Origin of the sequence: Streptomyces caelestis (assembly GCF_014205255.1) — a bacterium.
In the GTDB taxonomy this organism is placed as follows: domain Bacteria; phylum Actinomycetota; class Actinomycetes; order Streptomycetales; family Streptomycetaceae; genus Streptomyces; species Streptomyces caelestis.
Window position 1 is genome coordinate 270,675 of record NZ_JACHNE010000001.1, and the last position, 24,065, is coordinate 294,739.

At 71.1% G+C, this 24,065-nt stretch carries 22 protein-coding genes and 1 pseudogene; 11 read left to right on the forward strand and 12 right to left on the reverse strand.

The annotated features are described in order from the left end of the window. Positions 1-160 precede the first annotated feature (160 nt). A complete protein-coding gene (locus HDA41_RS01225; RefSeq protein WP_184979808.1) occupies positions 161-514 on the reverse strand; it encodes a hypothetical protein in 354 nt (117 codons plus the stop codon). Between the two features lie 210 nt (positions 515-724). Here HDA41_RS01225 and HDA41_RS01230 point away from each other — a divergent pair, with 210 nt between their 5' ends. Then, complete coding sequence (locus HDA41_RS01230; RefSeq protein WP_376706848.1) at positions 725-1,729, forward strand: phosphotransferase enzyme family protein; 1,005 nt, start codon at positions 725-727, stop codon at positions 1,727-1,729. Positions 1,730-1,828: 99 nt separating this feature from the next. Further along, positions 1,829-2,107, forward strand: a pseudogene (locus HDA41_RS01235) (helix-turn-helix domain-containing protein); the annotation flags it as partial. A 291-nt stretch (positions 2,108-2,398) separates the two neighbouring features. Here HDA41_RS01235 and HDA41_RS01240 read toward each other — a convergent pair. From HDA41_RS01240 to HDA41_RS01255, 4 genes are all read right to left on the reverse strand, one after another. Then, positions 2,399-3,271, reverse strand: coding sequence for an alpha/beta fold hydrolase (locus tag HDA41_RS01240; protein WP_184979812.1), 873 nt, complete (start codon positions 3,269-3,271; stop codon positions 2,399-2,401). Positions 3,272-3,348: 77 nt separating this feature from the next. After that, positions 3,349-3,903 (reverse strand): telomere-protecting terminal protein Tpg, encoded by a 555-nt coding sequence (tpg, locus tag HDA41_RS01245; protein ID WP_184979814.1) that lies wholly within the window; start codon positions 3,901-3,903, stop codon positions 3,349-3,351. Between the two features lie 12 nt (positions 3,904-3,915). Further along, the gene (gene tap / locus HDA41_RS01250; protein ID WP_184979816.1) at positions 3,916-6,150 is read right to left on the reverse strand and encodes a telomere-associated protein Tap; all 2,235 of its coding nucleotides are present in this window, start codon (positions 6,148-6,150) and stop codon (positions 3,916-3,918) included. A gap of 105 nt (positions 6,151-6,255) precedes the next feature. Further along, the gene (locus HDA41_RS01255) at positions 6,256-6,849 is read right to left on the reverse strand and encodes a P-loop NTPase family protein (RefSeq protein ID WP_230299765.1); all 594 of its coding nucleotides are present in this window, start codon (positions 6,847-6,849) and stop codon (positions 6,256-6,258) included. A 239-nt stretch (positions 6,850-7,088) separates the two neighbouring features. Here HDA41_RS01255 and HDA41_RS01260 point away from each other — a divergent pair, with 239 nt between their 5' ends. Further along, on the forward strand, positions 7,089-7,613 hold the full coding sequence (locus HDA41_RS01260) for an acetoacetate decarboxylase family protein (RefSeq protein ID WP_184979818.1): 525 nt from the start codon (positions 7,089-7,091) through the stop codon (positions 7,611-7,613). A gap of 22 nt (positions 7,614-7,635) precedes the next feature. Here HDA41_RS01260 and HDA41_RS01265 read toward each other — a convergent pair whose 3' ends face one another. Continuing rightward, complete coding sequence (locus tag HDA41_RS01265) at positions 7,636-8,235, reverse strand: DUF998 domain-containing protein (protein WP_184979820.1); 600 nt, start codon at positions 8,233-8,235, stop codon at positions 7,636-7,638. A gap of 148 nt (positions 8,236-8,383) precedes the next feature. Here HDA41_RS01265 and HDA41_RS01270 point away from each other — a divergent pair, with 148 nt between their 5' ends. From HDA41_RS01270 to HDA41_RS01295, 6 genes are all read left to right on the forward strand, one after another. Further along, the gene (locus tag HDA41_RS01270; RefSeq protein ID WP_184979822.1) at positions 8,384-9,382 is read left to right on the forward strand and encodes an inorganic phosphate transporter; all 999 of its coding nucleotides are present in this window, start codon (positions 8,384-8,386) and stop codon (positions 9,380-9,382) included. A 20-nt stretch (positions 9,383-9,402) separates the two neighbouring features. After that, positions 9,403-10,023 (forward strand): hypothetical protein, encoded by a 621-nt coding sequence (locus tag HDA41_RS01275; protein WP_184979824.1) that lies wholly within the window; start codon positions 9,403-9,405, stop codon positions 10,021-10,023. 27 nt (positions 10,024-10,050) lie between these two features. Further along, on the forward strand, positions 10,051-10,854 hold the full coding sequence (locus HDA41_RS01280) for a DUF817 domain-containing protein (RefSeq protein WP_184979826.1): 804 nt from the start codon (positions 10,051-10,053) through the stop codon (positions 10,852-10,854). Positions 10,855-10,976: 122 nt separating this feature from the next. After that, a complete protein-coding gene (locus HDA41_RS01285; protein WP_184979828.1) occupies positions 10,977-11,807 on the forward strand; it encodes a PP2C family protein-serine/threonine phosphatase in 831 nt (276 codons plus the stop codon). Between the two features lie 50 nt (positions 11,808-11,857). Next, positions 11,858-12,865 (forward strand): MASE1 domain-containing protein, encoded by a 1,008-nt coding sequence (locus tag HDA41_RS01290; protein WP_184979830.1) that lies wholly within the window; start codon positions 11,858-11,860, stop codon positions 12,863-12,865. 169 nt (positions 12,866-13,034) lie between these two features. Further along, positions 13,035-13,346, forward strand: coding sequence for a molybdenum cofactor biosysynthesis protein (locus HDA41_RS01295; protein WP_230299764.1), 312 nt, complete (start codon positions 13,035-13,037; stop codon positions 13,344-13,346). Positions 13,347-13,372: 26 nt separating this feature from the next. On the opposite strand, the gene HDA41_RS01300 is transcribed toward HDA41_RS01295, so the two are convergent. The 3 genes from HDA41_RS01300 to HDA41_RS01310 all read right to left on the reverse strand — a co-directional run bounded on the left by HDA41_RS01300 (position 13,373) and on the right by HDA41_RS01310 (position 16,298). After that, complete coding sequence (locus tag HDA41_RS01300; RefSeq protein WP_184979832.1) at positions 13,373-14,035, reverse strand: YceI family protein; 663 nt, start codon at positions 14,033-14,035, stop codon at positions 13,373-13,375. A gap of 161 nt (positions 14,036-14,196) precedes the next feature. Continuing rightward, the gene (locus HDA41_RS01305) at positions 14,197-15,033 is read right to left on the reverse strand and encodes a transferase (protein ID WP_184979834.1); all 837 of its coding nucleotides are present in this window, start codon (positions 15,031-15,033) and stop codon (positions 14,197-14,199) included. After that, positions 15,030-16,298: a glycosyltransferase family 4 protein gene (locus HDA41_RS01310; RefSeq protein WP_184993040.1), complete on the reverse strand. Its 1,269-nt coding sequence runs from the start codon at positions 16,296-16,298 to the stop codon at positions 15,030-15,032. The genes HDA41_RS01305 and HDA41_RS01310 overlap by 4 nt, the downstream gene beginning before the upstream one ends. Before the next feature lie 221 nt (positions 16,299-16,519). Here HDA41_RS01310 and HDA41_RS01315 point away from each other — a divergent pair, with 221 nt between their 5' ends. Together HDA41_RS01315 and HDA41_RS01320 are read left to right on the forward strand one after the other, a co-directional pair. After that, on the forward strand, positions 16,520-18,238 hold the full coding sequence (locus HDA41_RS01315; protein WP_184979836.1) for a VanW family protein: 1,719 nt from the start codon (positions 16,520-16,522) through the stop codon (positions 18,236-18,238). 126 nt (positions 18,239-18,364) lie between these two features. Beyond that, positions 18,365-19,792, forward strand: a complete 1,428-nt coding sequence (locus HDA41_RS01320) for a Tat pathway signal sequence domain protein (protein WP_184979839.1) — start codon at positions 18,365-18,367, stop codon at positions 19,790-19,792. 44 nt (positions 19,793-19,836) lie between these two features. Here HDA41_RS01320 and HDA41_RS01325 read toward each other — a convergent pair whose 3' ends face one another. The 3 genes from HDA41_RS01325 to HDA41_RS01335 form a co-directional block, all read right to left on the reverse strand. Further along, the gene (locus HDA41_RS01325; protein ID WP_184979841.1) at positions 19,837-20,613 is read right to left on the reverse strand and encodes a carbonic anhydrase; all 777 of its coding nucleotides are present in this window, start codon (positions 20,611-20,613) and stop codon (positions 19,837-19,839) included. 179 nt (positions 20,614-20,792) lie between these two features. Continuing rightward, positions 20,793-23,018 carry a catalase/peroxidase HPI gene (gene katG / locus HDA41_RS01330; RefSeq protein ID WP_184979843.1) on the reverse strand — a complete coding sequence of 742 codons (2,226 nt, stop codon included), beginning with the start codon at positions 23,016-23,018 and terminating at the stop codon, positions 20,793-20,795. Between the two features lie 51 nt (positions 23,019-23,069). Then, positions 23,070-23,507, reverse strand: coding sequence for a Fur family transcriptional regulator (locus tag HDA41_RS01335; RefSeq protein ID WP_184979845.1), 438 nt, complete (start codon positions 23,505-23,507; stop codon positions 23,070-23,072). Between the last annotated feature and the right edge of the window lie 558 nt (positions 23,508-24,065).

Here is a 24,065-nt window from a genome sequence, read left to right on the forward strand (position 1 = left end):
GAGCGGGAAAACATCCGCGAGTCGACGCTGGAGGGGGCCACACTCCGGCCCGCAAGGGCAGGCACGGCGGCCGGCCCCACCGACGCCATGCTGCACTCGGCTACGACGTCTCCTCGACGAGGCACTGCGAGGGGCGCTCAGCACGAGCCCGTGCCATGGATCAGGCCCGGTTGAGCCGGGCGGCGATTCCGTGGCCGACCAGCAAATAGATGACGGCCGGGAGGCCGTAATTGAGGACAACGCGTAGGCCCTCTGTGTCCATGGTGAAAATGTCCTGTGCCCATCCGGACAGCCAGTCCGCCATTCCGTGGACGAACTCGACGAATGGATTCGACTGGTTCGCGTCGAGCAGATAGAGCAAGATCCACAGACCCAGAAGTCCGGCCGCGATGTCGGCGATCGTGCAGGTGGCGAGAGCTATCCGCCGTGCGGTGGCCTGGTCGCGCTCGGGGCGGCCAGGGCCCGAGGGCTGGTCGTAGGTCTGGTATCCGGAAACCGGGTCGGTGCCGTTCACGAAAAATTCCAATCTCGCGCGTGCGATGTCGCCAAAGGCCGCCCACGGAAGCGGTATTCAGCCGCGGACTGGCCAGTTTCTGCTTACTTCTGCGCCATGCGAGCACCGCCGCGTTACACCTCGGTCTGCGGCTGCCTCAATGCGGCTCCTGGCACCGGTTCGGAAATCGGCTTGTGGCTGTCGGCCGCGTGATCAAAGCTGACTCCGATGATGCCCTTGACTGAGATCGATCGACTGAAGCAGACCGTGTCCGAAGCGTGGGACAGCCCGGTCGCCGACCAGGTCGCCGCCCGGTGGGGTTATCCGGCCGGCACTGCCAAGTGGTGGCGCTCCAGTGCCTCGCATGTGTTCGTGCTCCTGGAGAGCGGCCGACGGCGGTATCTGCGGTTCGTGCCCGGCTCGTATCGCGGGCCGAAGCCCCTGGCCACGGTGGCCGAGTTGATGGCACGGCTCAGCGACGGCGGCTCCGCGGTGGTGCGGCCGGTCGCCGCCGAGTCCGGGGCACTGACGACGACCGTGGCGACAGGCCTCGGTGCCATGCACGCCATGGTGGTCGAACCGGCGCCGGGCGGGGAAGTCGACGCCCACGGACTCACCGCATCGCAAGCCTGGCAATGGGGACAGGCACTGGCCCGTTTGCACCGGGATGCCGCCGGGCTTGATGCCGGGCTGCCCGAATCCTTCGGGGAGCTTGCGGACATCGCTGAACTGTTCCCGGGCGACGCCGCGTTGGTCGAGGCGACGGCGCGACTCACCGACGTGATGCGCGGATTGCCGCGGTGCCAGGACCGCTGGGGTGTGGTACACGGCGACTTCGAGTTGGACAACATGGCCTGGGAGGAGGGCGGCCCGATCGCCTACGACTTCGACGAGGCCGCCCTCTCCTGGTACGCCGCCGACATCGCCTATGCCGTGCGCGACCTGACCGACCACACCGGCCGTCCCGAACCCAAGCACCGGGCGCAGTACGACGCCTTCCTCGACGGCTACCGCAGCGTGCGCCCGTTCGACGACGAGGACTCGGGGCGCCTGCCGCTGTTCACCGGCCTGCATGCCGCGGCTTCTCTCGTGCGTATCACCCACGCACTGGGCGAACCCGCCCGGCAGGAACCGGACTGGCTGTCCGAGCTGCGCGACGACCTGACCGACATGGCTCACGCACACCGGCAACTCGTGATCGACATCGGTCAGGAAGTGGGCCGAGGGGTCGAGTAGAGATGTTCAACGGCTGCTACTGAGGTTTTCGGCCTGGGGTGACGGTGATCTCGCGGGTGGGTGTATCCCTGAAGGACGCGGTATCCCGATGGGGGCGGCCTGACCGCGAGGCAGCGGGCCCGGCGGGAACAAGTGCGGTTCGAGGCTGCCGAGTTATGCGCGCAAGGGGTGACACCGGCGCAGGTCGCGCGGCGGTTACGGGTCTCACGCGAGCCCGCTTGTGCCTGGCACGCCCGCTGGCGGGACAGCGGTGTTGAGGCCCTGCGGAGCAAAGGGCCGTCCGGGCGTCCGTCACGGATGAAGCCGGAGTGGCGAGCCTGGCTGGCGGCGGAGCTGGAGAAGGGGCCGGCCACGGACGGCTGGTCGGAGGACCAGCGTGGACCCCGGCCCGGGACCTGATCCTCCAGGCGGAGCGCCGTACGCCTCTTTCCTCGCAGAACCAACGCGGCAGCCGTCGTCGCCATCTCCGTAACTCCCCCCGCGACAGTCCCTCCCCAAAGCGCGGCACATCCTCATCGGGGCGACCGGCCGTCGATGGGAAGGCGCACATGACCTGCGGCAGCGTCACCCCTTGAGCGAATAACCGGGCGGCCTCGAACCGCACCTGCTCGCGCTGAGCCTGCGTGACGCCCCCACCGGCGAGATCATCGTGACCCTAGGCCGAAAACCTCAGTAGTGCGACGGTTGAGGCAGTCCCCGAACGAAGTCTGCCACCAGCGTCGCCACCGCTTCGGGAGCCTCCAGGTTCATGGGATGGGTGGCGTCGATGCTGTTGACGGTGATCGTCGGCCGGTTGCGGGTGAGCGCGGCCAGTTCGTCGGAGACCCCTTGTGCGAACCGGGTGCTGAAATCGGCGAACCACTCCATGCCGGGCGCCGGCGGTATCCGCCGGCCGGCCTGTACCAGCAGCAGTGGGCAGTCGATCCCGTCCAGCCATGGGGTGACACCGAGTGCGCCGAGCTGGTCGAGTTCGTTCCGGATCTCCAGCGCCGCCGTCCGTTCCGGCAGCTTCTGCCACGTGCCGTCGGGCAAGGGGCGTGCGGCGGTGCGGGCAGCGGCCTCCGCACGGTCGGCGGGAATTCCGAGCCGGGCGGCGTTGACGACCATCTCCTCGATGTACTCGGGGGGCGCGATGGCCCCGGCCGACGCCAGCATTGCCTCACTCACCCGGTCGGCGCCGGGATACTCGCGTCCCCACCAGAAACCGTCGAGATTCACGGCGGCACGGGCCCGGGCACGGCTCGGGTTCGCCCGGGCGTACTCGACCGCGACCATTCCCCCGAGGGAATGGCCCACCACGACCGCCTCCGGCACGCCATGCGCGTCGAGCGTGTCCGCGATGTGCCGCACCACGGTGGGCAGGGTCCAGGGGGAGGTGTCGGGAGAGCGGCCGTGGCCGGGGAGGTCTACGGAGAGGACTCGGTGCCCGGCGGTGAGGAGGGTGGCGGCGGCGTCCCAGTCGGCGAGTGACCGTGAGAAGCCGTGCAGCAGAACCAGTTGAGGGCCGTTGCCCCCATAGTCATGGACATGTAGGAGTGTCATCGGGCCTCACTGTAGGAGGCACACGCATGGCGAGCACGGGATTAAAACCCTCCGTCGAGCGGGAAGCCCGTCGACGGTCAGAGGTCGAACTCGAGGTGTTCGACCTCGGTGAACTCGACTTCGAGGCCGTGGGCGCGGCGGCCGCTGTCGCGGAAGTACACCTCGCCCAGTGCCTCGGCCGCGATGTCGCGCAGTTGCTGTTCCGTGCCGCCGGCTTCCTTGGTCTCGAAGAGGCGGGCGGCGTACTGCGGGGGCAGTGCGACGGTGAGATGGCGCAGCCGGGCGTCGTCGGTGGTGCCGGGGGCGGCGGTGTAGCCGAACCGGGCACGGGTGTCGATGACGATGCCGTCGGTGGTGGCCGCCGTCTGTTTGGCCCTGGCCCGGATCTGGGGCTGCCACCGCGCGGTGACCTCGCGCTCCAGACGCTGCGCGAGGTCGGCCCGGGGCCTTTTGATCTGGTCCCTCACATACCGTTCGACGGTGCGCCGGCTGATGCCGAGCAACTCGGCCACCGGCTTTGTGCCCTTGAGCTGCCTGACCAGGTAGCGCATCTGCGCGCCCGCGCTCTTGGGGATCGGGCGTGTGAACGCCTTCCGCAGCGCGGCGTCGAGACCGTCCCCGACCGTGTCCATCGGCCCGCTCTCCTATTCTCCGTCGTCCTTGGCAGTGACCTCACCGGTCTTGATGTAGCGGGCGAGGTTGAGGACCTGGCCGTGCTTCTCACGCACTGCTTCGGCCCACAGGGTGGTCTGGGTGCCCTCGTGCTTGACCATCCCGGGCGACACCCCGAGCCGGAAGCTGCCGGGCACCGTCTTGTCGTCGGCGTCGTACGGCAGGACGTGGAGCGGGCTGGGACCGTCGGCGGCGTAGACGGCGCAGTCCGACAGGACCGCCACCGGATACTGGCCGGTCGCCGCGGCCAGGTTGAGCAGCTTGCGGTGCATGTTGATCCGGGCCCGGGAGATGACGGCGGCGCGGATGTCGGGCCGCCACGTCGGGCGGGAGAGGGCGGGCCAGGGCTGCCCGGGCTTCCAGCCGCCGCCACGCGCCCGTTCGCGCAGCTTGCCGATGCCGCCCTTCACCGTGGACTTGATCGCGTCCAGGACGATCGCCATCTCCGGATCGCCCTGCTTGTAGCCGTCCATCGCCTTCAGGAAGTCCGAGGGGCGCAGCTTCTCGCCCACCCCCAGGTCCGCCATGGTGTCGACGTACGCGTCACGCAGCCGCTTGTACCAGCCGTCCAGAAACCTGCCGTTGTCCTCCCTGACCCAGGCCTCGGTCGGGACGACGTCGTAGCCGAGCTCCACCGCGTACGCCACCGTCGGAGTCGCGTACCAGGCCGGGCCCTCCGGATGCTCGCCGGTCGGCGTGAACGGACTGGGCAGCAGCGCGCTGTCGAGCCGGCGCCACTGCTTGCCGACCAGGACGCGGGAGAGGTCGACGTGGGAGAGGTCGACCAGCCACGCCCCGGGCAGCGTCGGGTCGAAGACGGGGTCGGTGACGTGCACCGGCGGTGTCGCCAGGCCCACGACTGCACCGTTGGCGGCAGCGCCGAAGGCGAGGTTGACGTCGATGCCGACCAGGTACCGCCGCATGCACTCGGCGTCGGTGAGCTCGCGCGCCCAGTCGTACGCCTCCTCGAACAGCATCTCGGCCGGGCCCCGCTGGTGGAAGCGGGGCAGGCCGGCGAGCAGCGGATGCCCGTCCGGCGCCTCGCACGGTGCGCAGTCGATCGGGTGCTCGCCCAGCGAGCCGGGCCGGTGTTCCTTGTGCCGCTTCCCCGTCTCGTCCGCCTCGCTCGCACGGGTCGGCGGGTTGAGGGCGGTCATCAGTTCCAGGCCGGTGACGGCCGTCGAACCGCGCGGTGTCATCACGCGGGCGGCGTAGGTGCCCAGCACGCGGGCGAGTTCCGCCGGTTCGAGCTGCGCGGCATGGCCCCAGGTGCGGGCGTCGAGCGCGTCCCACGACGGGATACACAACTGCACGCACTGGCGTTGACGGCCCTGGGCAGGGCGGTAGATCCGTGCCCACGGCCCGAAACCTCGCCTGGTGAGCTGCCAGTCGGCCCGGTCGAGTTGCCTGAGGACCTTGTGGCCGTCCGGGAGGCGTCCGGCGAGCCGCTCGGCGTCCGACAGCGCGACCGGGAGCCCGTACCGCTCGCACGCGGCCTCGGTGAGCACGAGCAGCGGGTCGGCGTCCTTGCCGGAGCCGTGCAGTCTGGCGGCCCCGAGCCGAGCTTCCTTCAGGGCCCACTCCACCAGCGCGGGGAGCGACTTGGCGGGCACGTCGAGGACCAGGCCGCCGATGCCGTACCCGGTGACCTGGGAGCCGTCGTCGGCGTCGATGACGAGCAGCGGGCCGTTCGCGAACCGCGGGTCGGCGTCGGTCGCCGGGGTGTTCGCCGGGGCCGCCTTCTTCGTGCCGGGGCGGCGCGACGTCGACGACTGCCTGGTCGTCGCGGCCGCCGGACGCGGCACGGCGGCAGAGCCGGTGGGGCGCGGTGCGGCGCTCCCGGGAGCAGCCTCCGGGGCCGGGTGCACACCTGCGGATGGCGCCGGTGCGGCGGGCGCAGGGGCGGGGGTGGGGGTGGCTGGGGTCTCGGGAGCCGAGGTGTCCTTCGGAGGGGCCGCGGCGTTGCTGGCGGGGTAGAGCTGGGCGAGCTGCTTCAGGAGGCGGGCGTACGCGTCGCGCTCCGGGGGACGCGGTTCGGTCTTGCCGGCCTCCCAGCCGCTGACCGTCGCGCGCCGCACTTGCAGTGCGGCGGCCACCTCGTCCAGCGTCAGGCCGTGGGCCTGGCGCAGCCGCTTGCGCTCCGCCGGGGGCGGCAGCGGAGAGCGGGACGCGACCAGGGCGTCGACCGCGTCGAACAGCTCGGACACAGAACACCTCCTGATCCGCCACCCTAGCGTGGAGCGTAGGTTTCGCGTACCAAGCGCGTACGTGTGGCGTTCTTGTGGGCGATGTCGCGGCTACCCCGGGGCGCACTACTGGGCGGATTGCCGGGCGGTTTTCCTCGCCGATCCCCCACCGGGGATGCCGCGCTGCCGCGCCTGACGGCACAGGCCGGTGTCGTTCATGATGCGGTCGATGGTCGCCGCGAGGGCGCTGTCGGCGCCGATGACCGTCTCGACTCCGTCGGGCAGCAGATCGAGCGGCCGGTACCAGTCGCGCAGGTGCGTCTCGTTCACTTCGTCGGCGATCGGCTTGGTGGCATGCCTGGCCAGGGTCTCGTCGAACGGTACGTCCAGGTAGTAGTGGTGGGTCCCGCCGCGGTGGTCGGCGCGCAGCCGGCCGAGCATGTCGCCGTAGCGGTCGGCGTAGAGGATGCCCTCGACGACGACATGGAACCCGGCGTCCAGGGCGTAGCGGGCCACGGTGTCGATCAGGCCGATGTTCGCCGCACCGGGTACGTCGTGTTCGCGCAGCACGACGCGGCGGAGGTTGTCCTGGGCGACCAGGGCCAGGCCGCGGCCGAACTTCTCGCGCAGACCGGCCGCGACGGACGACTTGCCCGAGGCGCTGTTGCCGCGCAGGACGACCAGCCGGGTTTCCTCGCTGCCCACCGTCACGGCGGTCACCCTACCGACGGCCGGTGCCGTCGTCGTTCCGCATTTCCGCCGAAGGCCCCAGGGCTACCGTGTTCTCGTGGTCGGCAGCACAGGACGGAAGGCAAGCCGTGACTGAGCCCTTTCCCCCGGAACCCTGGCACCTGCGGGGCGACATGTTCGTCGGACTGTGACTCGTGCCGCGGAAGGAGCTGCCCGGTTGGCCGCTTCCCGCCGGGGTGCGACCGGTCAGGCTGGGGCGGCGGTGCGCCTTGCTGACGTTCTGGGTGGACTACCGGCCCGGCGGCACGCTGGCCTACCGGGAGCTGCTGGTGGCCTTGGCGGTGCGTGACGGTCGGGGGTCGGCCGCATGCGCGGTGGAGGCGTGGGTGGACGACGAACGCTCACTCGCCGGTGGCCGGGCGTTGTGGGGCGTCCCCAAGCAGCGTGGGAACTTCGTCTTCGGCGGCACGCTGACTTCACGCGCACGTGTGTCCGTGGAGCAGGACGAGCCGGTCAGGGACGCCGGGGGCCCGTCCGTGATGGGCCTCCACCGGGATCTGCTGCCCTTGCCGGGACGCCTGCCGGTGCGCGGTCGGCTGGTGCAGCCGCATCCCGTGCACGGTGTGTGCGACGTGCCGATGAGGCTGTCGGGCCGCGTCCGTCTGGGGCGAGCCCGTCTGGTCGCCGAGCCGGGCGGCCCTCTCGACTGTCTCGCCGGCCGGAAAGCGCTGCTGGCAGCCTCCGTGCGCGGCTTCCGCATGATCGTCGGCGGCGGCGAGGGCAGGCCGCGGTGACGGACTGCATCACTCCGTAGCGTCACCTTCTGAGCGCCTCGCGTGCCGAGTGGCGTACGCAGGAGTGAGCCACGACGAAAGGCCAGACCGACTGGAGAGTCGTGACCGCGCGTTCGGCCACACCGGCGACGCCGTGGAGATGCGTCTCGAGCAGGAACCATGCCGCGCCCACTGCCATCACCGCGGTCCCTCCCAGGGAGGGTAAGGGCCGCAGGGCCCATGGGACGCTGCCGCCGGTTCGGGCGGCCAGGACCGGCCATGCCGCCAGGACGGTGAAGCCGGCTGCGGTGACCGAGCCGTGGCTCAGGGAACCGCCGCTGGTCGGTACCGGAACCCCGGCCACCACCAGGGCGGACACTCCCCCGGCCGCCAGTGCCACCCGGCCGGGGATCGCGGCCGGGCGCAGTCCCCAGGCGGTGAGCAGGTGGCAGACGCCCAGCGCGATGAACGCGCCGGTCATCACCCAGTAGCCCGAGCCTCCCGGGGCCGCCAGGACGCTGATCGTCTGAGCGGCCGGGTCGTAGTCGGGGCCTTCCAGTGACGCCGCCACCATCCAGCCGATGATCAGCGCGGCAGGGGCGCACGCCGACGACAGCAGGGCCCATTTCGGAACAGATCGCACCAGGACACCGTAAAACGGATCACCCACTCTCTCGTCCCACTACCGCCGCTCCGGGCGGGTCCGTCCGGGGGTTTCGCGGCACGATGGATCCGTGCGCCGACGGCGCCTGTGGCGGTCCGGCGCTCTGCCCGCGGAAAGGTGATCGGTCATGGAGCTCACTCTGGTGGTGCTGATCATCATCGTGGGGCTGACGTTCGACTTCACCAACGGCTTCCATGACGCCGCGAACGCGATCGCCACCTCCATCTCCACCAGGGCCCTGACGCCGCGCGCGGCGCTGACGATGGCCGCGGTGATGAACTTCTGCGGCGCCTTCCTCGGGACCGAGGTCGCCCAGACCGTCGGCAGCGGCATCATCGCCGCGCCCGAGGACGACTCGGGTCTGCTGCTGGTCATGTGCGCGCTCATCGGGGCCATCGGGTGGAACGTGTTCACCTGGTGGCGGGGACTGCCGACGTCTTCCTCGCACGCGCTGATCGGCGGGCTGGTCGGGGCCGCGCTCGCCGCCTCGGCCACCGTGCACTGGTCCGGGATCGTGGACAAAGTCGTCCTGCCGATGCTGCTCTCGCCGCTGGTCGGTGTGGCTCTCGGCTACGCGCTCCACGTGTCCATCCTGTGGCTGTTCCGTCATGCGCCGCCCCGGCGGACCATGCGCCGGTTCCGTATGGCGCAGACCGTCTCCGCCGCCGCGATGGGACTGGGGCACGGCTTGCAGGACGCGCAGAAGACCATGGGCGTCATCGTGCTCGCCCTGGTCACGGCCGGCTGGCAGGACGACTTCTCCGTTCCGGTGTGGGTGATCGCCGCCGTGGCGGCCGCCATGGCCGCCGGCACCTACAGTGGTGGGCGTCGCATCATCACCACCCTCGGCCGGCGCATCGTGCACCTCGACCCGCCGCGCGGGTTCGCCGCCGAGACCGCCGCCGCGGCCGTCCTCTACACCACCGCGTTCCTGGTGAAGGCGCCGATCTCCACCACACAGACGATCACCGCGGCCATTCTGGGTGCCGGTGCCACCCGGCGTGCCTCGGCCGTACGCTGGCAAGTGGCCCGCACGATCGTCACCGCCTGGGTGCTCACGTTCTTCGGCGCCGGGGTTCCCGCCGCCGCGATCTACCTCGTTCTGCAAGCCGTCACCGGTCTGTGATCCCGGCCCGGAGGCCTCACATGATCGCCTTGCCGCCGCATCCGCCTTCCCGCCAGTCCTCTGCCCTGCCTCCCGACGGCCTCCCGGCGCCCGGGCGTTTCGCGCATCTGCACCCCGACGACGGTGCCTGTCTGATGGAGAGCGCCGCGTTGCTGGCCGGTGGCCGGTTCACCGACAGCCCGGCCGGTACGCATCCGGCGCTCGCGGCTCTGGCCCGCGTGGTCAACGACAGCGTCGGTGACGCCACCCGGCATGCCCTGTGGCCGCTGGCCGCCGAGCTCGCCGACGCCCGTCCCCTGGACCGGGCGTATGCGCCGCTGCTCGTCGGCACGGTCGTGGACGCGGCACGTGTGTGGCGTCCGGCGTCCCGGCGCCTGGCACGGCACGGCCGCGCGTGCCGTCGGCGGGGCGAGCGGCTTGCTCACGGCCGTACGGCCGGACTGCCGGGGCGTGTCGCCGATCTGTTGTGGTGGCGTGGCCCGGGGCGGCGGCGCCTCGAACACGCTCTGCGGGTGCTGTGCGCCGCACCCGACGCGGATCAGCGTCTTGCCCGGCTGCTGCGGAAGGCCGTGGCCGAAGCCCGGGCCGGCGCAGCCCGGGGAGGGCGGGTACCGACCGCGGAAGGGCGCTGCAACCGGTAGGGGCACGGGCCCGTCCTACAGGGCACCATGATCCCTACAAGCTTCTCCGGCCCCTGGGCCGCGCCGGTTCGGCAGGTGCTCGACTTCGTCTGGACGCAGACCCGGGCGTGCGCGTTCGCCATCGCACTGTTGTCCGGCGTGGCCGTGTCCGCCCTGCTGCCCGACCTTCCCGTGGCGCGCTACGACCTGCTCGTGGTCTACGGCGTGCTGCTCACGCTCGTGTTCTGGCTGCGCGGCTGGGAGAACGGGCGGGACGTCGCCGTCATCGCGGCATGCCACGTCATCGGGCTGGCCTTCGAACTGGTGAAGGTGTCGCTGGGGTCATGGAGCTACCCGGAGCCGGGCGTGCTGAAGTTCGCCGGTGTTCCGCTGTACGGCGGCTTTCTGTACGCGGCGGTCGGCAGCTATGTGTGCCGGGCCTGGCATCTGTTCGATCTCGCGCTCGTGCGCTACCGCCCACGGGCGACGGCGGTGGTGGCCGCGGCCGTCTACGTCAACTTCTTCAGTCATCACTGGCTGCCGGACGCGCGCTGGGTGCTGGCGGGGTTGCTGCTGGCCGTCACCGCGGGGACCTCGGTGTGCTTCACGGTGCGGGGCGTGCGCCGGCGGATGCCGCTCGCGCTGTCGTTCGTCCTGATCGGGTTCTTCCTGTGGGTGGCGGAGAATCTCGCCACCTTCGTCGGTGCCTGGCGCTACCCGTATCAGGAGCACGGCTGGGAGCCGGTGGGGGTACAGAAGTTCGGTGCCTGGGCGTTGTTGATCAGCGTCACCTTCGTCCTGGCGGCGGTCGGGCGGCGTTCGGACGGCGAGGCGGAGCGGTCGGTGCGGTGACGGTGCGCGGGGAGCGCGAGTCGTCGCCAGACCTCCGGCCGCGTATCATCCTATGGACACAAATCAGGTGATTTGCCTTCGAGGGTCGTCACCGACCGTGGCCATCCTCGCCGGAGTGATCAATGTCCCGCACCGGCACGACGGACGACGGCGACGAGCTGCTGACCAGGCTCGGGGCCCTGACGGCCCAGGCGCGCGCACAGGCCGAGATGCAGCGGTCGCGGGTCGAGCTGGCCATCGCGCTGCAGCGCGGCATGCTCCCGCGCGACCTGCCCGTCGCCGGCCGGCTGCATCTCGCCGTGCGGTACGCGCCCGCGTGCCAGGGGCTCAACGTGGGCGGCGACTGGTACGACGCCTTCACGCTGGGCGACGGCCGTATCGGTCTGTCCATCGGTGACGTCCAAGGGCACAACATCGAGGCGGCCGCCTTCATGGGGCAGGTGCGGGCCGGGCTGCGGGCCCTGGCCTCCGTCACGAGCGAGCCGGGCGAGGTCCTGGCCCGGACGAACGATCTGCTGCTGTCCCTGGGCTCCGACCTGTTCGCCACCTGCACCTTCATGCGGCTCGACCCGGATGCCGGGGTGCTGGAGAGCGCGCGGGCCGGGCACCTGCCCTGCGTCTGGGCCACGGCCGACGGGAAGTCCGGCGTCACCGCGGACGAGGGCGGGCCGCCCCTGGGGATCCAGGCGGGGGCGCCGTATCCGGTGACCCGGTACGAGCTGACCACGGGTGGCGTGTTCGTGCTGCTCACGGACGGTGTCGTGGAGGGGCCCTCCCTGCCGCTCGAGGAGGGCCTCGACCAGGTGATGCGGCTCGCGGGCATCGCGGCGGTGGCGGGCACGGACGTGGACGCGCTCGCGGCCGCCCTGATCAAGGGTGCCGAGCGCGTGGGGCACGACGACGACGCCGCCGTGCTGGTGGTCGGCCTCGACGGGCCGGACGCTCAGCCATAGGGCCGCAGGGCCCCGCTCCCACCTCGCCGTCGCGGCGGCCTCGGTGTCTCATGGCTGCTGTGGTGGGTAGCCAGGATCTGCGTACGCCGGTCGTCGTCGCTCTGCAGACGCTGGCCGTCGCCGCCTGCTACTACGTCTCGGGGCAGCTGGGCCTGCTGCGGGAACTGGTCGTCGAGGGCTCGGTCGTCACCCCCATCTGGCCTCCCACCGGCGTCTCGGTCGCCTTCTTGCTGATCTTCGGGCTGCGCTGCTGGCCGGGGATCGCCCTGGGCGCCTTCTTCGTCATCCTGTCCCTCACGTCCCTGAACGCCTCGGCGTTCGGCGTCCTGGCGGGCAACACGGTCGCACCCGTCGTGGGGTACCTGCTGCTGCGCCGGGCCGGTTTCCGTACCGATCTGGCACGGCTGCGGGACGGTCTCGCCCTGGTGTTCCTGGGGGCGTTCACCGCCATGCTGATCAGCTCGACCGTGGGCGCCGGACTCCTGCTCGTCACGGGCAAGCTCGACTGGGCGAGCTTCTGGGCCGTGTGGCTGGCCTGGTGGGTGGGTGACGCGATGGGCGTGCTGATCGTCGCCCCGGTGCTGCTCCTGATGTCCCGCGTCCGCCCGCCGCTGCGCCTGTCGCGCTGGAAGGAGGCCTCGGGCCTGGCGCTCATCATCTGCTGTGTCGTCCCGCTGGCCGCGCACAGCTCGGTCAGCCTGCTCTTCCTCGTCTATCCCCTGCTGATCTGGGCGGCTCTGCGCTTCCAGCTGGCCGGCAGCATGCTGTGCGCCCTCTTCGCGTCGATCACGGCCACGGTGGCTGCGACCGACCGGTCCGGGCCGTTCGAGCGGCTGACCAGGGTCGAGGTGATGATCAAGCTCCAGGCGTTCAACGGGGCGATGGCCCTGACGGCCCTGATCCTGTCGGCCGTGATCACCGAGCAGATCAACACCCGGCGTTCGGTGGAGCGCGCGTGCCAGGAACTGGTCGAGGTCCTGGAGCACCTCACCGCGGGCGAGTCGGCGGACGGCCGGGCCCCACTGGAGGACGGCGGGCCCCGGCGGCAGGACGAGTGACCGCACGCCTCCCACAGGCCCGCTGGGCGGTGATGACCGAGGCGTACGGGTGACGCCATGACCGAGGTGGAGGTGCCGCAACTGCTGGTGTCGTCCGCGCACCGGCTGGCCGGACGGCCGGCGGACGGCCCCTCCCCCGGCCCGCCCACCGGAACGCGGCGGTGACCTCATGGCCGCGGAGAACCTCCCGGCGGACGCCGACCTCCGGCACACCCGCCGCAACATCCTGCTCAGAGGCGTCGACACCGACTCCTTCGTCGGATCGGCGATCGCCCTCGACTGCGGCACAGGGCCGGTGGTGTTCGCCGTGAACCGGCCGGCCCGGCCCTGTGCCTGGATGGACGTGACCATCGGCCCCGGCGCCCAGCGCGCCCTGCGCGGGCGGGGCGGTGTGCGGTGCACGCCGCTGAGCGACGGGGTGATCACGCTGGGCCCGGCGACGTTCCGCGTCGTGTCCGGGCCCGACGACGCCGGGCCATGAGGCCTGCTCCGACGCCCGGCATGCGTTCAGCCGGCCGCCGGGGCCGTGCGGATGGCGGCGATGTCGAACTGCAGACGCACCTTCTCGCTCACCATCGCACCTCCCTCGGCCAGCCGGCTGTTGTACGTCAGACCCCAGTCGGAGCGGTTGATGGTGGTGGTGCCGTCGAATCCGACCCTTTCGTATCCGAAGGGGTCGGTGACGTGTCCGATGTAGGTCATCTCCAGCAGGACCGGCCGCGATATGCCTTTGATGGTGAGGTCGCCCGACATGCGATAGAGGTCGGCTCCCGCCTGTTCCACCGCCGTACTGGTGAAGCGCATACGCGGATACGTCGCGGCATCGAGGAAGTCACGGCCGACCAGGTGGGCGTCGCGTTGTTCCACCCCGGTGTCGACGCTGGCGGTGAACAGCGTGAGGTCGGCCCGTGACCGGGCGGGGTTGCGCGCGTCGAAGTAGAGGCGGCTTTCGTACTCCAGGAAACAACCGCGCACGGTGGTCACCATGGCATGCCGGACGGAGAAGCCGATCCTGCTGTGAGCAGGGTCGACGACCCATTCCCCGGTCAGATTCACCAGGTCGGGGTCGGGCAGGACCGCGGTGGGGGAAGCCGGTGCGCCGACGGGGCGCTGCGGGGGGACAGACGGCGCCTGCCGCCGGGACGGCACGACGCGGTTGAACAGGTTCATGATTCATCTAGGTACTTGAGTTTGGTTATTGCCGCAAGTCCCCTTCGCGTTTACGGCTTTTGCGGACGAGCGTCTGACCTTTTTGCCGCCGCTTTGCACAGAATCCACACATGCCTGTCGCGAGGTATCGACGAAATAACCATCCGAGGGGCGAGGGTTTTTCATTTCGGGCATATCGGCGATTCGGCCGGTGTCACCTCGATCGCGAGGTCGTTGTCGACCGTGTAGTAGGGGCGCGAGGAGGATCCGCCCGCTGTGAGCGCCGGGTAGACGAAGACGTGTTTGCGGTCCGCCACGTCGTCGAGGAGCCGGCCGATCCGGATCGGCGGCGCGTCGGTGGCGGGCCGGACGAACGCGTCCCAGATCCGGCCCGGGCCCGCTGCGCCGCCCGTCAGGTCTTCGGGGCCGGCCGTGAAGGAGAAGCCTCTGCCGTCGTCGTCGATCCGGGGGCGGAGGTCCCGTACGGTGTCGCTCCCCCGCAGGCGCAGCCGTACGGTGGCGCCCTCGCGGAGTTCGGCGCCGTGCAGGCGGGCCTCGACCGCCAGGGCCTGTGCCGTGACGTCGATGGCGCGGGCCTCGGCGTGGGCGGTGCGCCGCCAAGCCCTGAGTGCGAGGAAGCCGTCCTTCGTGACGTACGGGACTCTCACGGCGATCGGTGAGGGCCGGTCGCGGAGGTGGCCGTCGACGAGGGCGCGCAGGTCTTTGAGGCCGGGGCGCAGCCGCTGTCGTTCGGCTTCCGGTTCCGGCAGCAGGTACAGGTCCCAGCGGCCTTCGTCGAGGACCGGGTGCGGTTCCAGTACGGCGTGCAGATGGCCGTCGGCCCGGCCGGGCTCCAGGTCGAGGAGGTGGAGGGTCGTCTCGGGTCGGCCCTTCTTGGGGCGCAGGCGGAGCAGCAACTGCGGACGGGGGGCCGGGCCCGGCGGGAGACGGAAGGTGATGCGGCCGTCCCGGTCGATCGCGCAGTGGGTGCGCAAGTGGGTGTCGAGGTGCGTGGTCATCGTCGTCCCTTCCGAATCGCCCGGAGTGCGCCGGTGGCCGCGGCGTGGGCCGCGTCGCGGGCGGCGTGGCTCCGGCCGATGAGTGCGCTGTTGGTTCGGTGGGCCGCCGCAGTGGCGGTCCGTGGGCCCGTGCTCCGGGCGGTGCGGGCCTCCTCCAGGAGGCGTTCGGCCTGGGCGACGACGGGGCCCGGGGCGAAGCGGCGCGCGTTCTCCAGGGCGGTGCGGCCCATGCGGCGGCGCCGTTCGTCGTCGCCGACGAGTTCCAGCAGGGCCGAGGCGAGGGCGTCGGCGTCTGAGACCGGCACCAGCCGGCCGTCGGCACCGTCCTCGATGATCTCGCCGGGGCCGTAGGGGCAGTCGGTGCTGACGACGGGCAGTCCGCAGCGCATCGCCTCGACGATGGTCATGCCGAACGGCTCGAAGTCGGACGCGGCCGCGCCGATCGAGCCCTTGGCCCATTCGGCCTCCATGGGGGTGGCGGCCCCCATCAGTAACACGTGGTTCCACAGGCGGAGTCGTTCGATGAGTTCTCGCAGCCTGGGCTGTTCCTCGCCCTTGCCGTAGATGCGCAGCTGCCAGTCCGGGAAGGCGGCGGCGACCTGGGCGAACGCCTCGATGAGCAGGTCGTAGCGCTTCACCGGAACGAGCCGGCCGGCGGCGATCACGATCTTGGCGGTGCCGTCGGCGGGAGGCAGCGCGGGATCGGGGACGCTGTTCGGGAGGGCCTCGACGTGGACGCCGGGCAGCCACATCTTGCGCCGGTAGGCGGCGGCGTCCGCCTCGGTGACGGTGGTGATCACGTCGAGGCGGCGGTAGGCGCGGCGCAGTGCGGTGCGCAGCCCGGGCGGGTGGTTGTCGAGGGTGAGGTGCTCCTGGCCGACGCGCAGGACGCGCTGCGGGGCCTGCTGTGCGATGTGCACGTTGAGGCCGGGGCGGGTGCCGATGACGACGTCGGTGTCGAGCGCCTCCAGGCACTCGCCGATGCGCTGGTCGGTCAGCTCGCTGTACTGGCGGTGGCGGTACTCGGCGGACGGGAACACCTTCGCCGGTCTCCGGTGCAGTGGATGGTCCGCCTCCTTGCGCAGATCCACCAGCGCGCGCAGCCGCACCCGGGGGTCCAGGACGAGATGGGGATGCTCCCGGTGGCGTAACGCGGAGACGATCTCCACGTCGTGCCGCTCGGCGAGCGCCCCGGCGAGGTTGAACGTGGTGGTGATCGTGCCTCCGATTCCGTAGGCGTTGTGTATCAGGAAAGAGATCTTCATGGTGGCGTAGACCACGCCAACCATCGGACAGTTGTTCGTCGTTATCACTCTGTGGCCCTGGCGGGGGGGGCGGGCACGGACCAGCCGGTTCCGGCGTGATCTCGGACATAAGTGGTCTGGGCCATACCGGTTTGCCGCCCGGATGTGGATAGCTTGATGTGTTTGCCCGCAGCAGCGTCGTGTCATCGGGTGCACCGTCGTCGTCGATCTCCAGGAGACCCATGCGCCCCCTCATCACCTCCGTTCCGCGCATCACGTCCCTTCCGCCCCTGGCCCTGGCCGGCGGCGCGCTGGTCGTGGGTGTGGGCGGGCTGTATCTCGCCGGGCTGATGCTGACGGGCGGGGAGATCGACTCCGGGACGACGGTGCGCGGGGTGGCGATCGGGGGCCTCAGCCGCGCCGAGGCGGTGCGGAAGCTGGAGCGGCACCTGGGGGCGGCCGGAGCGCGGGAGCTGTCCGTGAAGGTCGGTGACCGTAGGGGCACGGTCGATCCGCGACGTGCCGGGCTCTCCTTCGACGTCCGGGAGACTGTCGACCGGGCGGCACGCACCGGCGCCGACCCGGTCAGCGTGTTCGGCGGGTTCTTCCGCTCGGGCGGTGACATCGAGCCGGTCGTGCGCCTCGACGAGGACAAGGCCCGGGCCGCCCTCGGCCGGCTGGCGAAGGGGCTCGACCAGAAGGTCCGCGACGGTGCCGTCGCCTTCGACGACGAGCGGGTCGAGCAGGTCGTACCGCGCACGGGGTACGCGCTGGACGTGAACGGTGCGATCGGCCCGCTGCGCTCCTCCTTCCTGCGGGGCGACATCCGCTCGGCCACGCCGCTGCCCGCCCGCGAGACCCGGCCGAAGGTCACGGCCGACGAGGTACGGCGGGCGGTGCGCACGTTCGCCGAGCCGGCCATGTCGGCGCCCGTCACGCTCACCGCGGGCGACGAGCGGTTCACCGTCGGGCAGGCCGTGCTGGGCGAGCACCTGGTGATGCGGCCGGACGGCAGCGGACGACTCAGACCGGAGCTGGACGCCGAGGGGCTGCGCGATGATCCCGCCGTGGCCGGTCCCCTGGACGACGTCACCACCACCGCCGAGAACGCCAGGCTGCGGCCGGACGGCGACAAGGCCGTGGTCGCCGAGGACGCCACGGTGGGCCAGAAGGTCACCGACAGGGCTCTGGGCAAGGCGGTACTGCCACTGCTCACCAAGTCGGGCGCGAACCGCAGCGGCGAGGTGGCCGTGGACAGGATCCAGCCCGAGATCACCCGCGAGAACGCCGCGGAGCTGGGGCTGACGGAGAAGATGTCCTCCTTCACCGTCCACTTCGAACCGGCGGAATACCGCACGAAGAACATCGGCCGGGCCGTGGAACTCATCAACGGCTCCCTCGTCAGACCGGACGAGACCTGGAGCTTCAACCGGACCGTCGGTGAGCGCACCGAGGCCAACGGCTTCGTCGAGGGCGTCATCATCCTCAACGACCAGTTCACGAAGGCCTCGGGCGGCGGCGTCTCGGCCGTGGCGACGACCGTGTACAACGCGCTGTTCTTCGCCGGGGTCAAGCCCGTCGAGCACGGCGCCCACTCCTTCTACATCGAGCGCTACCCGGAGGGCCGCGAGGCGACGGTGGCCTGGGGCAGCCTGGACCTGAGGTTCACCAACGACTCCGGCAAGGCGATCTACATCCAGGCCGAGTCCACGGACACGTCCGTGACGGTCTCCTTCCTCGGCACCAGGAAGTACGACGAGATCAAGTCGGTCAAGGGTCCGCGCACCGAGGTGAAGAAGCCCGAGAAGAAGGTGAGCGACGACAAGGAGTGCGTGCCGCAGACGCCGCTCGAAGGGTTCGACGTCACCGTGGAGCGCGTCTTCTACAACGACGGCCGGGAAGTGAAGCGGGAGCCGTTCCGCACGCACTACACGCCGCGTGACGAGATCGTCTGCGAGTGATCCACCCGCCGTTCGCCTTCCCCTGAAACACCCGTGGAAGTCTCCTTTCCCGCCGGGGCGTTGACCCGCCTCCAGGGCCCCAGCACAATGAGCGCCCAGTGCTGAGAGCGCTCTCAAAGGAGATCCATGACTGGCAGACTAGGCCCGGCGCTGAGCCGGCGTTCGCTCATCGGTGCCGGCCTCGGCATCAGCGCCGCGGGGATCGCCGCGGCAGCCTCCGGACAGGCCCTGGCGGTCGGTTCGGACGCCGCCGGTTGGGACGGTGCCGCTTCGGCGGGCGCGGGCCCGCTGTCGGCCCCAGCCCGGGGGCGCGCCTTTCTCGCCGCCGCCATGGATGCCTACTCCGACCACGGCAGCATCCGCCTCACCCAGAGCTACACCGACCAGGCGGGCCTCTTCAGCACGGCTTTCACGTACGACAACGCCCTGGCGATCCTGGCCCACCTCGCGGCCCGGCGGCCGGAAAGCCTGGCCAGGGCAACGGCCTTGGGCGACGCCCTGCTCTACGCGCAGACGCACGACCCGGCGTACGACGACGGCAGGCTCCGGCAGGCCTACAACGTCGGCCCGTACACCTTCTACGACGGCTCGCCGCAGCCCGACGGCTTCGTACGGGCGGACGGCACCGCCAACGTCGGTACGCAGTTCGGCTTCACCGGCACGGCGGTGGGCGACATGGCCTGGGCGGGCATCGCCCTGAGCGCCCTCGCCCGCCGCACCGGGGCGCGTCGTTTCCTCACCGGTGCCGTGCGGATCGGCGAGTGGATCGAGCGGACCGGCCGTACCGACGAGCCGCTCGGCGGCTACAAGTTCGGGGTCGACGGGGCGAACCAGCGGCTGCCCTTCACGTCGACCGAGCACAACACCGACCTGGTGTGTCTCTTCGGCCGGCTCGCCCGGCTGACCGGCGACCGGGTGTGGCTCGAGCGGCGGGATGGGGCCGAGGCCTTCGTGCGCAGGATGTGGGAGCCGGCCGGGGGCTTCTTCTACACAGGCACCAACGACGGCGTGACCGTCAACAAGTCCCCGATTCCGGAGGACACCCAGACCTGGACCCACCTCGCGCTCGGCTCCCGCACGGGTGAGTACGCCCGGTCGCTGGACTGGGCCGCAGCGGAGCTGGCCGTCCTGGACCACGCGGGCCGCACGAACAGCACGGTGCCCGCGGGGCAGTCGTACGAGGGCGTCACCTTCAGTTCCGCGAGTCTCGTGGCGAACGAGGACGCGCCGATCGCGGCGGGCCAGCCCAAGCCCGACCGCAACGGTGTGTGGTTCGAGGGGACGGCTCATCTCGCGCTCGCCCTGCGGGACCGTGGGAAGCGTGGTGACGAGGCGCGCGCCCGGCGGCTGCTCGCGTCGACCGAGCAGGCCCAGGAGTTGCTGGGCGGCGGTCAGACCGTCGGCGGCAAGGCGCTGCCCGAGCGGGCCGGGGTGGTGTCCGCGAGCAGTCCGCTGGACACCGGGTTCGGCTTCGGCTACTACCCCTACCGGCACACGGGCGCGACCGCCTGGTACCTGATGGCGGCGGCGCGCTGCAACCCGCTGCGGGCGTGACGGAGCGGCCCGGCCCGCTGCGGCGACAGCGGGCCGGGTGCCCCTCAACCGACGCGGTGGACCGCCTGGTTGGTCAGTTCGTAGCGGGCGCCGACGATCGCCAGCGTGCCGGCGCTGATCCTGGCGGCGAGGTCGGGCTCCGCGGCCAGCCGGGAGCGGACGAGGCGGACGTTGGCGTCGACGGTGGCGTCGATCCGCGCGTCCCCTTCCGCGCTGTGGTCGATGGCCGGGCTTATCTGGTCGGCGAGGTACTGGATGTGAGCGGGCAGGCGCCCGCCGGACTTCTCCGCCTCGACCGCGGCACGCACCGCGCCGCACGACTGGTGCCCGAGCACCACGACCAGGGGGATGCCCAGTTCCAGGACGCCGTAGGCGACGCTGCCGAGGACGGCCTCGTCCAGGACCTCGCCCGCGGTGCGCACGGTCATCAGGTCGCCCAGCCCCTGGTCGAAGACCAGTTCCGGGGGCACGCGTGAGTCGATGCAGCCGAGCACGACCGCGAACGGGTGCTGAGCGGTGGTCAATGTCCGCCGAGTCGCGGGGGTTTCGTGCGGGTGGCGTTCGCGGAAGGCGCGCCAGCGGCGGTTGCCGGCGGCCAGTTCCGCGAGGGCTTCCTGCGGGGTACTGGGCCGCGGGCCGGCGGAGGGGACGCTCGTGCCGGCGGTGGCCGGGCGGGCGGCTGTGAGGCCGAGGGCTGCGGCCCCGGTCAGCGCGGTGCGCAGGAGCGTGCGGCGGACGGTGCCGCCTGTGGTCGGCCGTGGACCGGCGAAGGGGTGCGGTTCAGGGCCGGCGCCTCTGTGAGCGGTGGCAGGTGAGTTCACGACCAGAACGTATGCCCGAATCCGCGCCCGGCCGCGATTCTTACCGTTTCATGGTGAGAGTTGGGTAAGTGATGTTCTTACCTTGAACGGTCTTTGACGATCCCCCAGGAAAGCCGTCCCGGAAAGACGCAGGACGCCCCGGGCCGGCCGGCCCGGGGCGTCCTGTCAGGCGGGTGTGATCAGACCAGGTCGAACCGGTCCAGGTTCATGACCTTGACCCACGCCGCGACGAAGTCGTTCACGAACTTCTCCTTCGCGTCGTCGCTCGCGTAGACCTCGGCGAGCGCCCGCAGCTCGGAGTTCGAGCCGAAGACCAGGTCGGCGCGGCTGCCGGCCCACTTGACCTCGCCCGTGGCGGCGTCGCGGCCCTCGAACGTGGTCTGGTCCTCGGAGGTCGCCTTCCACGTCGTGCCCAGGTCGAGCAGGTTGACGAAGAAGTCGTTCGTCAGCGAGCCGGGCGTCGCGGTGAGGGCACCGAGCTGGGACTGCTGGTAGTTGGCGCCCAGCACCCGCAGGCCGCCGACCAGGACGGTCATCTCGGGGGCGCTCAGCGTCAGCAGGTTCGCCTTGTCGAGCAGCAGGTACTCGGCCGGCAGGCGGTTGCCCTTGCCGAGGTAGTTGCGGAACCCGTCGGCGATCGGCTCGAGCGCGGCGAACGACTCGGCGTCGGTGTGCTCCTCCGTCGCGTCCACACGGCCCGCGGCGAAGGGAACCTCCACCTGGTAGCCGGCTTCCTTGGCGGCCTTCTCGACGGCGGCGGTGCCACCGAGGACGATCAGGTCGGCCAGCGACACCTTCTTGGCACCGGCGCCGGAGTTGAACTCCTGCTGGATGCCTTCCAGGACCCGCAGGACCTGCGCCAGCTCGTCGGGCTCGTTGACCTCCCAGCTGCGCTGCGGCTCCAGGCGGATACGGGCGCCGTTGGCACCGCCGCGCTTGTCGCTGCCGCGGAACGTGGACGCCGAGGCCCAGGCGGTGGACACCAGCTGCGAAACGGACAGACCCGACTCCAGGAGCTTGGTCTTCAGGATCGCGATGTCCCCGTCGTCGATGGCCTCGCCCTCGGCCTCGGGCAGCGGGTCCTGCCACAGCAGGGTCTCCTCCGGGACCTCCGGGCCGAGGTACAGCGACTTCGGGCCCATGTCACGGTGGGTCAGCTTGAACCAGGCACGGGCGAAGGCGTCCGCGAACTCCTGCGGGTTCTCGTAGAACCGGCGGGAGATCGGCTCGTAGATCGGGTCGAAGCGCAGCGCCAGGTCGGTGGTGAGCATCTTCGGACGGTGCTTCTTCGACGAGTCGTGCGCGTCCGGGACGATCTCCGGGGCGTCCTTGGCCACCCACTGGTTGGCGCCGGCCGGGCTCTGCTCGAGCTCGTACTCGAACTCGAAGAGGTTCTTGAAGAACCCGTTGCTCCACTGGGTCGGCGTCGAGGTCCAGGTGACCTCCAGGCCGGAGGTGATGGCGTCTCCGCCCTTGCCCGTGCCGTAGGTGCTCCGCCAACCCAGGCCCTGCTCCTCCATGGAGGCGGCCTCGGGGTCGTCACCGACGTGGTCGGCCGGGCCCGCGCCGTGGGTCTTGCCGAAGGTGTGGCCACCGGCGATCAGGGCGACGGTCTCCTCGTCGTTCATCGCCATGCGGCGGAACGTCTCACGGATGTCGCGGGCCGCGGCGAGCGGGTCCGGGTTGCCGTTCGGGCCCTCGGGGTTGACGTAGATGAGGCCCATCTGGACGGCGCCGAGCGGGTTCTCCAGCTCGCGGTCGCCGGTGTAGCGCTTGTCGTCGAGCCAGGTGGTCTCGGGGCCCCAGTACACGTCCTCCTCGGGCTCCCAGACGTCCTCGCGGCCGCCGGCGAAGCCGAAGGTCTCGAAGCCCATCTGCTCCAGGGCGACGTTGCCGGTGAGGATCATGAGGTCGGCCCAGGAGATGCTCTGGCCGTACTTCTTCTTGACCGGCCACAGCAGACGGCGGGCCTTGTCCAGGTTGCCGTTGTCCGGCCAGCTGTTGAGCGGGGCGAAGCGCTGCTGGCCGGCGCCGGCGCCGCCGCGGCCGTCGCTGATGCGGTAGGTGCCCGCGCTGTGCCAGGCCATACGGACCATCAGGGGGCCGTAGTGGCCGAAGTCCGCGGGCCACCAGTCCTGCGAGGTGGTCAGCACCTCGGCGATGTCCCGTTTCACGGCCGCGAGGTCGAGGGACTTGAACGCCTCGGCGTAGTCGAACTCCTCGCCGAGGGGGTTCGCCACCTCGGGGTTCTTGGCAAGGATCTTCAGGTTGAGGCGCTCCGGCCACCACTGACGGTTGCCGCCACCCTGGGTCGGGTGCAGGGCGCGGCCGTGCGCCACGGGGCAGCCGCCGCTCGTCTCCTCCTGCTTCGCGTCGGTGACGATCGCGTCGTGGTTCTCAGTCATGGAAATCCTTCCGGACGGGGTGGATCACGGTGCTCGGGTGGATCACATCGCTCAGGAACTGCGGGCGGTGGAACAGGCGGGGCACAGGCCCCAGTAGATGACCTCGGCCTCGTCGACGGCGAAGCCGCGGTCGTCGGACGCGGTCAGGCAGGGGGCGTGGCCGACCGCGCAGTCGACGTCGGCGACGGCCCCGCAGGACCGGCACACGAGGTGGTGATGGTTGTCGCCGACCCGTCCCTCGTAGAGGGCCGGGCTGCCGGGTGGTTCGAGGCGGCGTACGAGTCCGGCCGCGGTGAGTGCGTGGAGCCCCTCGTACACGGCTTGGACGGAGATGTGGCCGACGCGGCCGCGTACCTCGGAGGCGATCGCCTCGGCGCCGAGGTGATCACCGTCCCGCACGGCCTCGAGCAGTGCGACGCGGGCGGCCGTCACTCTCAGGCCGGCACCGCGCAGCTCCTCGGCGGTGGTCGGGGTCCGGGATGCGGTCATGGCGGACAACCTATCCGCACAAACACGAATGGTTCAAGAAAACGAACGGTTCAATTTTGGTGTCGCGCGGGTGCGGCTGGGTGTGGCGCGTGTGCGGCTTGGTACGGCGCCCCGATTGGCACACTGTGAGCTCTGTCACGCCATCGATGATCGCGCTTCGATGCGGTGGCGGGATGGTGTCAGCCGCGTCCGTGTCGCGCCAGCACCACCCGCACCGTTTCGGCCATGGCCTCGTCGGCCATCCGGCCCTCGACGGCAGGGGCGCCATGTCGGCGCGCTGGGCCGGAACCACGGCTGCGACAAGGGGGGTACGGGCGCGGGGAGCGCCGGTTTGGTCGCCCTGGGTCCGCGTGGGCGCGTCGGATGGGCCAGGGCCTCGACACCACCCGGCGCGGACCGGCACGGCACGGCGGCGACCCGTACGGCAAACCCGCCCTGGTCGTGCACGGCCGCGACGACACCCGGGTTCCCCTCGACCACGGCTCTCGGCCCCACCTCGGCTCAACTCCCCCGCCGAGTACAGCAGGAGCGCGCTGCCCTACCCGGCCCAGCCAGGTC